The organism is Clostridium sp. CAG:43 (assembly GCF_000434655.1).
In the GTDB taxonomy this organism is placed as follows: Bacteria; Bacillota; Clostridia; order Lachnospirales; family Lachnospiraceae; genus Otoolea; species Otoolea fessa.
This window is the reverse complement of sequence record NZ_FR895076.1, coordinates 3,842-6,402: the sequence shown is the minus strand read 5'-3', so window position 1 is coordinate 6,402 and position 2,561 is coordinate 3,842. Positions and strand designations below refer to the sequence as shown.

Sequence of the window (2,561 nt, the reverse complement as noted above, 5' to 3'; positions counted from 1 at the left end):
TATGCTCCTTCCAGCCCGGAGGAAGAATGGGATGACCGCTTTGTGGAAGCCTGCCAGATGCTGGATCGTGCGGAGTATCTGGTGGATGTACTGACATTTGAAGAACTGGAGGTCCGGGTTAAAACGGTAGATATGCTGAAAGAAGACGGTACCATAGACAGGCTGGAAGAACGTCTGAACCGGCTGAAAAAGGAGGAACGAGCATATGGCAAAGAGCAGGAAATGGACTGATCCTAATCTGCCGGTTTGGTTCGATGGGACAAATATCAATGAAGCGGTATTCTGCGACGAGTTTCTGAGTAGCCACAAAATCATTTATTCCAACCGGGCATTTTTCACACCGGATGGCAGAGTGACCGATGACCTGCCGCTGCGGGGAGAAATCTTTGAACGGCTGAAATGCTGCGCCGTGAACAATATCCCCCGGAAGGTCAGCAACATTCTGGAAGTGATGAAGCTGGCCGCACAGGTAGATGATTTCCCTCTCCTACCAGACCGGATTCATCTTTCCAACGGCACGCTGATGCTGGATGGCAGCTTTATTCCCGGAAAGCCGGAGATTGTGCGGAGCCGACTACCGGTCGCTTATAAGCCGGATGCGCCGAAGCCTGCATTGTGGATTTCCTTCCTGGATGGGCTGCTGTACCCGGAGGACATTGTTACTTTGCAGGAGTTTATCGGCTACTGCTTGATCCCCTGCAACAAGGGGCAGCGCATGATGGTCATTAAGGGAAACGGCGGCGAGGGCAAGTCCCAGATCGGCGCTGTATTGGGAGCTATGTTCGGCAGCAACATGAAAGACGGCAGCATCGGGAAAATCTCCGAAAACCGCTTCGCCCGTGCAGATTTGGAGCATATACTCCTTTGCGTGGACGATGATATGCGGATGGAGGCCCTGCGTCAGACCAACTATGTAAAGTCCATCGTCACAGCACAGGGCAAGATGGATTTGGAGCGTAAGGGCAAACAGAGCTATCAGGGCTGGATGTTCGCCCGTCTGCTGGCGTTCAGCAACGGGGATTTGCAGGCGCTCTATGACCGAAGTGACGGCTTTTATCGTAGGCAGCTTGTGCTGACCACCAAAGAAAAGCCTGCTGGCCGGATAGATGACCCTGACCTGGCCGAAAAGATGAAAGTTGAGGTGGAGGGCATCTTCCTCTGGGCATTTGAGGGCTTGCAGCGGCTTGTACGCAACAATTTCAAATTCACGGAAAGCCAGCGCACAAAAGAAAACCGGGAAACCGTCAAGCGGGATAATAACAACGTGTATGACTTTTTGGAATCCGATGGCTATATACGTTTGAAAGCGGATATGTCCATCAGCTCCAAGGAATTGTATGCGATTTACCGGATGTGGTGCGACGAAAATAACCTGACGCCGCTGAAAAGCCGGAGCTTCAGCGATTCTGTGATCGCCTGCCAGAGCAAATACAATCTGGAACACTGCAATACGGTCACGAATTCCGCCGGACGGCGGGTTTGGGGCTTCATGGGGATCGAAGCAGTGGCAAGACCGCATATAAATGAGTTTTCCGATGCTTCACAATGTACGTACGTACCAGAAGACTGGCGGGATTGACGATGCCTTTTCTTGGTACGTATGTACGTAGCGATTTGCCCGAAAACACTCCGTATACGGAAATCTGCCATTGTCGGAGTACGGAAAAGGGCTGTTTTTGAAGCTGTATTTTGAGTGAAATGCAAAACGAAAAGAAGTTTTCTCTGGAGCAACATGATTGCACGGAATCACGCTTCTCTGAAACGTAATTTGCTTTTATGGAACCCGAGCAGATTTCACCGCTTCAAGCAAAGACACACGGTATCGAAAACTCGGAGATGCCGCCCTGTGGGCAGGACATCATAAAAGCAATTTTAATCGCAAAACAAGAAACAAGTTTATCACACGTTCCTGTGAAGCCGGGGCGCTGTTTGGCGCAGCCGGTTCTTTTTATGGGAAAAATCAGGAGGTTATTATATGCAGTCCAATATTAGAAATGAAATCAAGGCACAGATTGTCCGTGCCGGATTTACCATGCAGGAGGTCGTTGATCTGTTGGCTGACGAATATGGATGGAGCGACAGCGTGTCCAATCTGTCAGCGAAGTTGCAGCGGGAATCCCTGCGATACAAGGAAGCCGTCCAGCTCGCCGATGTACTTGGCTATGATCTGGTCTGGCAGAAGCGGAGGGATGTGTAATGGAAAAAGCACAGTATGCGATTCTACGGTTTGCCAAGTATAAGGGACCGGAGATCGGCAATATTGAAGCCCATAATGAGCGAACCAAAGAAAAATATGCCAGCAATCCCGATGTGGACACCAGCCGGAGTAAGTATAATTTTCACCTCATTCAGCCCTATCAGAAATACCGGGCGGAGGCAGAGCGGCAAATCGTAGCCGCCGGATGCCGTACCAGAAAGGACAGCGTCCGGGTCGTGGAGGCGTTGGTCACCGCCAGCCCGGAGTTCTTCAAGGGTAAGAAGCGGGCGGAAATCAGAGCGTTTTTTGAAGAAGCCCTTACCTTCATTGGGAGTCATCAATCCAAAGATACAATCATATCTGC

Annotated in this window: 3 protein-coding genes and 1 pseudogene; all 4 read left to right on the top strand. The window is 50.6% G+C overall.

Features of this window, described 5'->3' with window-relative positions:
• A pseudogene (locus QVO97_RS06100) lies at positions 1 to 231 on the top strand (DNA primase); the annotation flags it as partial.
• On the top strand, positions 206 to 1,579 hold the full coding sequence (locus QVO97_RS06095; RefSeq protein WP_022359491.1) for a DNA primase family protein: 1,374 nt from the start codon (positions 206 to 208) through the stop codon (positions 1,577 to 1,579). The pseudogene QVO97_RS06100 and the gene QVO97_RS06095, both read left to right, overlap by 26 nt.
• A 396-nt stretch (positions 1,580 to 1,975) precedes the next feature.
• Positions 1,976 to 2,197 carry a hypothetical protein gene (locus QVO97_RS06090; protein WP_022359490.1) on the top strand — a complete coding sequence of 74 codons (222 nt, stop codon included), beginning with the start codon at positions 1,976 to 1,978 and terminating at the stop codon, positions 2,195 to 2,197.
• The coding region (locus QVO97_RS06085; protein WP_288189137.1) for a plasmid recombination protein at positions 2,197 to 2,561 on the top strand (365 nt) is incomplete at its 3' end. The genes QVO97_RS06090 and QVO97_RS06085, both read left to right, overlap by 1 nt.

What these genes read in the sequence shown, in the direction of transcription:
- QVO97_RS06095 (WP_022359491.1), top strand. Translation starts at nt 206, where the DNA reads ATGGCAAAGAGCAGGAAATGGACTGATCCTAATCTGCCGGTTTGGTTC.
- QVO97_RS06090 (WP_022359490.1), top strand. Translation starts at nt 1,976, where the DNA reads ATGCAGTCCAATATTAGAAATGAAATCAAGGCACAGATTGTCCGTGCC.